We start from the raw sequence: 6566 nt of genomic DNA, 5'->3' as shown, positions 1-6566 counted from the left end.
TCGTACTCGACGTGCGAGGTGTTGATGGTGATACCGCGCGCCTTCTCTTCCGGAGCGTTGTCGATCTGGGAGAAGTCGCGAGCGGAACCACCCCAGGTCTCGGCGCAGACCTTGGTCAGCGCAGCGGTCAGCGTGGTCTTGCCATGGTCGACGTGACCGATGGTGCCGACATTGACGTGCGGTTTGGAACGTTCAAATTTCTCTTTAGCCATCGAGACACTCTCCGGTCGAGGAACTGGAAAAACTGCCCACATAGAACAAAGGCAGATATTTTCATATCTGCCTTTGTCTGTTTGGAGCTCATGAGCGGATTTGAACCGCTGACCTCACCCTTACCAAGGGTGTGCTCTACCAGCTGAGCTACATGAGCGAAGCGCTGTGCACGAACAACAAAACTGGAGCGGGTAGCGGGAATCGAACCCGCATCATCAGCTTGGAAGGCTGAGGTTCTACCACTGAACTATACCCGCGGAGCTTGCAGCTCACGCTTAATCTGGTGGAGGGGGAAGGATTCGAACCTTCGAAGTCGATGACGTCAGATTTACAGTCTGATCCCTTTGGCCACTCGGGAACCCCTCCAGAGGGTGCGGCATTCTTAACGTCTGCCCAGCCAATGTCAAGCGATTTTCATCTCTCTTGACCCTTTCGAAGCGCTGCCTGGCAGTGCGTCTCAAGTGGTGCGCATCATAAGTGCTTTTTCAGCGATGCGCAACCCCCGAGCATGAGATAAGTTGATGTTTTAGATCGGAAAAGTCGGCCTGCAGGCGTTGCACCACCGCCCCATCCACCAGGCGCTGGTCCTTTTCCGCCACCCGGACCCAGTACTCCTGGTAGATCCGCGGTAGTTCGCGCAGCTGTGGAGCGTACCCGCTGGCTCGCAGCTTGTCGGCCACGCTCACGGCAGCGTCCAGACGGGGGAACACCCCCAGCAATATGCCGTTGGCCATCTCGCCCTCGGTGATCAGGTAGCTGTCGACTCCGCGCGCCTGCAACTCGCGCAGCTGCCGCAGGGAGGCTTGTCGCGAGGCAAGGGGCGGGATGTACACCCAGTGATCGCTGCCGAACGACGCCTCGGCGGATACCACCCGGACGGCAATGTCGAGACTCAGCAGGCGCTGCTCGAGCTGGCGGGCCCTCTCCATGCTATTGAAGCCGCCCAGTACCAGGCAGCGCGCGACAGACTCCTCCGAGCTTCCGCCCGTGCCGGCCATGCCTGCTGTCGCGGCAGCCTGCTGAGCCTCCGCCAGCAGGCGCAGCGACTGGGCCGGAGCAACGGCCGCGGTTGGCGTCCGCATGGACAGCGACAGCTCACCTCCGGCACTGGGCGCCAGACGATGCTGCCAGACGAAAAGACCGACATTCAGAAGCAACAACAACAGAAACACCCAGCGCATGCACTCAACTCCGCTCGATCGGACAGGCCAGCGCCAAACCGACGAATACGAGATCCGGCCGGCATTTTGACTGCGGCCAGACATCGGCAACCAAGGCGGCATCCCCTCCCGTCAGGAACACCTCGAAATCCCCGCCCAGCAATTCTCCCGCCGCAGCACACTGTTCGCGGACAAAACCACGCAGCATCAGCAGACAGCCGCGCTCCACCGCCTCCGCCGTGGAACGGCCCGGCAGCAGCTCGCCACCGGCCTGTGCCGCCTCGCCGTCTTCGTAGCGGATCCGCCGCGTGTGGCCGCGCAGTTGGGCACGCATCAGCGGCAGGCCCGAACAGATGTAGCCGCCCAGATGCTGCCCATCGACGCTGACGAGGTCTGCCGTCACGGCCGTCCCCAGGTCAATCACCAGACAGGCCTTGCCGGCCAGATGGTAGCCGCCAAGGATCGCCAGCCAGCGATCCAGTCCGAGACGCGCATACTCGCGGTAACCGTTGCGCACTCCAGCACACCGGACGGCAGCACTGGCCTGGAGGATACGCAGTTCGCCCCCCCTACTGACCTCGTCGAGCAACTGGCGGGTCTCTTCATCGCTGCGCACGCTGACGATCCGGCACCAGCGAAGCGGCGCCCCGTCGAGCCTATCCAGCTGAGCACGCAGTTCGGCCGCCGTTTCCGCCGTCCCTTCCAGCACGGGATCCGCGCCGTCAGCCGGCAGCACACGCCACTTGATCCGTGTATTTCCGCAATCCAGCTCAAGAATCATGCTGCAGCCTCAGGCTCAGCTCGCCGCCGCTATACACCTGCTCGGCGCCTTCGACCAACAGCCGCAGGCCTCCGTCGCCAGATACTCCCAGCGCGGTGCCAGCCACCTCGTGCACGCCACTGATCAGGCGCACCTCCCGCCCCTGCCACAGGTGATAGCGCTCCCACTCCTGGTGAAAGGCGGCAAAGCCCTGCTCCCGATGCATGGTCAGGGCCTGCTCGAGCTGCTCGGCCAGAACGATGGCTAGCTCGTTGCGATCCACGGTGCGCCCGATCTCCCTCTGCATTGACGTCCACGCCTGATCGATGCCCTCTTCATGCAGCATATTGGCATTGATGCCGATGCCGATCACCACATGGCAGATGTCCGCCGGATCGCCATTGAGTTCGAGCAGGATGCCCGCAATTTTCTTTCCGGACGCCAGCAGGTCATTCGGCCATTTCAGCCCAATCTCGCGCACACCTAGCTGGCGCAGCGTGCGCAGCACCACCAAACCGACCACGAGGCTCAGCGCCTGCAACTGGGTGCTCGAGCGATCGATGCGGATGACCTGGGAAAAATACAGATTCGTACCATAGGGGCTCACCCAATGGCGCCCCCTCCGCCCCCGCCCCATGCTTTGCGCCTCGGCCAGTACCACATAAGGAGGCTCGAGATAGCCCAGCTGGCGTAGGGCCAAAGCATTGGTGGAGTCGACACGCTCCTCGATCAGGACCCGCTGGCGCGGTAAGCGCTGGCTGAGCAACTCAGCCGACAGCAGGCTCAGGGGCTGCTCCAGGCGGTAGCCTTTACCGCGAATCCGTTGCAGACATACGCCATAGTCCTGCTCCAGCTGCTGCAGCTGCTTCCATACCGCACTGCGGCTGATCCCCAGCTGCGCGCCCAGCGCCTCTCCGGAATGAAAGCGCCCGTCCGCTAATAGACGTAATAACTGCAAGATTTCCACCTCGTATCAGCACGCCTGCACGATGATAAACGCCAGGGACAGCAACCGCGAGTCTTAGACCGAAAAGACGAAACCCCGACCAGCGTGGCTGATCGGGGTTTCTGTATAGGTGCTTGACGATGACCTACTCTCACATGGGGAAGCCCCACACTACCATCGGCGATGCGTCGTTTCACTGCTGAGTTCGGGATGGGATCAGGTGGTTCCAACGCTCTATGGTCGTCAAGCAATTCGGTTGGGGCATCGCCGTGGCGCTACCCCGAATTGGGCAAGTGATAGTGTATCAGATTTGGTAATTTGCGGTTCTGCAAGCTTTCGGCCTGTCGCACCCACTGTGATCCTGGGATCGCAGATTGTTTGGGTGTTATATGGTCAAGCCTCACGGGCAATTAGTACTGGTTAGCTCAACGCCTCACAACGCTTACACACCCAGCCTATCAACGTCGTAGTCTTCGACGGCCCTTCAGGGGGATCGAGTCCCCAGTGAGATCTCATCTTGAGGCGAGTTTCCCGCTTAGATGCTTTCAGCGGTTATCTCTTCCGAACATAGCTACCCGGCAATGCCACTGGCGTGACAACCGGAACACCAGAGGTTCGTCCACTCCGGTCCTCTCGTACTAGGAGCAGCCCCTCTCAAATCTCAAACGTCCACGGCAGATAGGGACCGAACTGTCTCACGACGTTCTAAACCCAGCTCGCGTACCACTTTAAATGGCGAACAGCCATACCCTTGGGACCGGCTTCAGCCCCAGGATGTGATGAGCCGACATCGAGGTGCCAAACACCGCCGTCGATATGAACTCTTGGGCGGTATCAGCCTGTTATCCCCGGAGTACCTTTTATCCGTTGAGCGATGGCCCTTCCATACAGAACCACCGGATCACTAAGACCTACTTTCGTACCTGCTCGACGTGTCTGTCTCGCAGTCAAGCGCGCTTTTGCCTTTATACTCTACGACCGATTTCCGACCGGTCTGAGCGCACCTTCGTACTCCTCCGTTACTCTTTGGGAGGAGACCGCCCCAGTCAAACTACCCACCATACACTGTCCTCGATCCGGATGACGGACCAGAGTTAGAACCTCAAGATTGCCAGGGTGGTATTTCAAGGATGGCTCCACGCGAACTGGCGTCCACGCTTCAAAGCCTCCCACCTATCCTACACAAGCAAGCTCAAAGTCCAGTGCAAAGCTATAGTAAAGGTTCACGGGGTCTTTCCGTCTAGCCGCGGATACACTGCATCTTCACAGCGATTTCAATTTCACTGAGTCTCGGGTGGAGACAGCGCCGCCATCGTTACGCCATTCGTGCAGGTCGGAACTTACCCGACAAGGAATTTCGCTACCTTAGGACCGTTATAGTTACGGCCGCCGTTTACCGGGGCTTCGATCAAGAGCTTCGCTTGCGCTAACCCCATCAATTAACCTTCCGGCACCGGGCAGGCGTCACACCCTATACGTCCACTTTCGTGTTTGCAGAGTGCTGTGTTTTTAATAAACAGTCGCAGCGGCCTGGTATCTTCGACCGGCATGGGCTTACTGAGTAAATCATTCACCCTCACCGGCGCACCTTCTCCCGAAGTTACGGTGCCATTTTGCCTAGTTCCTTCACCCGAGTTCTCTCAAGCGCCTTGGTATTCTCTACCCAACCACCTGTGTCGGTTTGGGGTACGGTTCCTGGTTACCTGAAGCTTAGAAGCTTTTCCTGGAAGCATGGCATCAACCACTTCGTCATCTGAAAGATAACTCGTCATCAGCTCTCGGCCTTGGAATCCCGGATTTACCTAAGATCCCAGCCTACCACCTTAAACTTGGACAACCAACGCCAAGCTGGCCTAGCCTTCTCCGTCCCTCCATCGCAGTAACCAGAAGTACAGGAATATTAACCTGTTTCCCATCGACTACGCTCTTCAGCCTCGCCTTAGGGACCGACTAACCCTGCGTCGATTAACGTTGCGCAGGAACCCTTGGTCTTTCGGCGTGGGTGTTTTTCACACCCATTGTCGTTACTCATGTCAGCATTCGCACTTCTGATACCTCCAGCGAGCTTCTCAACTCACCTTCACAGGCTTACAGAACGCTCCTCTACCGCGCATCTTGCGATGCACCCGCAGCTTCGGTGTGTGGTTTGAGCCCCGTTACATCTTCCGCGCAGGCCGACTCGACTAGTGAGCTATTACGCTTTCTTTAAAGGGTGGCTGCTTCTAAGCCAACCTCCTAGCTGTCTAAGCCTTCCCACATCGTTTACCACTTAACCACAACTTTGGGACCTTAGCTGGCGGTCTGGGTTGTTTCCCTTTTCACGACGGACGTTAGCACCCGCCGTGTGTCTCCCACGCTGACACTTCCAGGTATTCGGAGTTTGCATCGGTTTGGTAAGTCGGGATGACCCCCTAGCCGAAACAGTGCTCTACCCCCTGGAGTGATACGTGAGGCGCTACCTAAATAGCTTTCGAGGAGAACCAGCTATCTCCGAGCTTGATTAGCCTTTCACTCCTATCCACAAGTCATCCCCTACCTTTTCAACGGGAGTGGGTTCGGTCCTCCAGTCAGTGTTACCTAACCTTCAACCTGCTCATGGATAGATCGCCCGGTTTCGGGTCTATACCCAGCGACTAAACGCCCTATTAAGACTCGCTTTCGCTACGCCTCCCCTAATCGGTTAAGCTCGCCACTGAATATAAGTCGCTGACCCATTATACAAAAGGTACGCAGTCACCTAACAAAGTAGGCTCCCACTGCTTGTACGCATACGGTTTCAGGTTCTATTTCACTCCCCTCTCCGGGGTTCTTTTCGCCTTTCCCTCACGGTACTGGTTCACTATCGGTCAGTCAGTAGTATTTAGCCTTGGAGGATGGTCCCCCCATATTCAGACAAAGTTTCTCGTGCTCCGTCCTACTCGATTTCACTTCAAGGATCCTTTCGCGTACGGGGCTATCACCCACTATGGCCGCACTTTCCAGAGCGTTCCGCTAAAATCCAAGAAGCTTAAGGGCTAATCCCCGTTCGCTCGCCACTACTAAGGGAATCTCGGTTGATTTCTGTTCCTCAGGGTACTTAGATGTTTCAGTTCCCCTGGTTCGCCTCTTGCACCTATGTATTCAGTACAAGATACCCGGGTTATCCCGGGTGGGTTTCCCCATTCAGAGATCTCCGGATCAAAGTCTGTTTGCCGACTCCCCGAAGCTTATCGCAGGCTACCACGTCTTTCATCGCCTCTGACTGCCAAGGCATCCACCGTATGCGCTTATTCACTTGACCATATAACCCCAAGCAATCTGGTTATAATCGTGAATTACGACATTCGCCGAAAACTTGCGCTTGAACTCGCAAATTTTACCTTGACCTGAAAAGTGCAGTGAAAACACTCTCCAGTTCAATACTTCTATCACTTACCCAAATTTTTAAAGAACGGTTCTGGCGCAAAGACCAGAAATCAATGTTTCATCCTCGAAATCGTCCACCGGA

General features: G+C 57.1%; 4 protein-coding genes, 3 tRNA genes and 2 rRNA genes. All 9 read right to left on the bottom strand.

From position 1 onward, the window contains the following. A partial coding sequence (locus E5198_RS19120; protein WP_256659199.1) for a GTP-binding protein occupies positions 1-212 on the bottom strand: 212 nt, incomplete at its 3' end. Between the two features lie 82 nt (positions 213-294). After that, positions 295-370 (bottom strand) — tRNA-Thr (locus E5198_RS19115). A 26-nt stretch (positions 371-396) separates the two neighbouring features. Next, positions 397-470, bottom strand: a tRNA-Gly gene (locus E5198_RS19110). A 24-nt stretch (positions 471-494) separates the two neighbouring features. Next, a tRNA-Tyr gene (locus E5198_RS19105) sits at positions 495-579 on the bottom strand. A 119-nt stretch (positions 580-698) separates the two neighbouring features. Then, on the bottom strand, positions 699-1394 hold the full coding sequence (locus E5198_RS19100) for an SPOR domain-containing protein (protein ID WP_136491527.1): 696 nt from the start codon (positions 1392-1394) through the stop codon (positions 699-701). 4 nt (positions 1395-1398) lie between these two features. Then, complete coding sequence (locus E5198_RS19095; RefSeq protein WP_136491526.1) at positions 1399-2154, bottom strand: type III pantothenate kinase; 756 nt, start codon at positions 2152-2154, stop codon at positions 1399-1401. After that, entirely contained in the window at positions 2144-3094 is a 951-nt protein-coding gene (gene birA, locus E5198_RS19090) for a bifunctional biotin--[acetyl-CoA-carboxylase] ligase/biotin operon repressor BirA (RefSeq protein ID WP_136491528.1), read from the bottom strand. The genes E5198_RS19095 and birA overlap by 11 nt, the downstream gene beginning before the upstream one ends. Before the next feature lie 117 nt (positions 3095-3211). Continuing rightward, a 5S ribosomal RNA gene (rrf, locus tag E5198_RS19085) occupies positions 3212-3327 on the bottom strand. A gap of 141 nt (positions 3328-3468) precedes the next feature. Beyond that, positions 3469-6359 (bottom strand): 23S ribosomal RNA (locus E5198_RS19080). Between the last annotated feature and the right edge of the window lie 207 nt (positions 6360-6566).

This window comes from Pseudomonas sp. A-1 (assembly GCF_004801855.1).
GTDB lineage: Bacteria > Pseudomonadota > Gammaproteobacteria > Pseudomonadales > Pseudomonadaceae > Geopseudomonas.
This window is presented reverse-complemented; position numbering and strand designations above follow the sequence as displayed.

Bases quoted from the DNA above. Each gene is read 5' to 3' on its own strand.
- E5198_RS19100 (WP_136491527.1), bottom strand. From the start codon at position 1,394: ATGCGCTGGGTGTTTCTGTTGTTGTTGCTTCTGAATGTCGGTCTTTTC.
- E5198_RS19095 (WP_136491526.1), bottom strand. From the start codon at position 2,154: ATGATTCTTGAGCTGGATTGCGGAAATACACGGATCAAGTGGCGTGTG.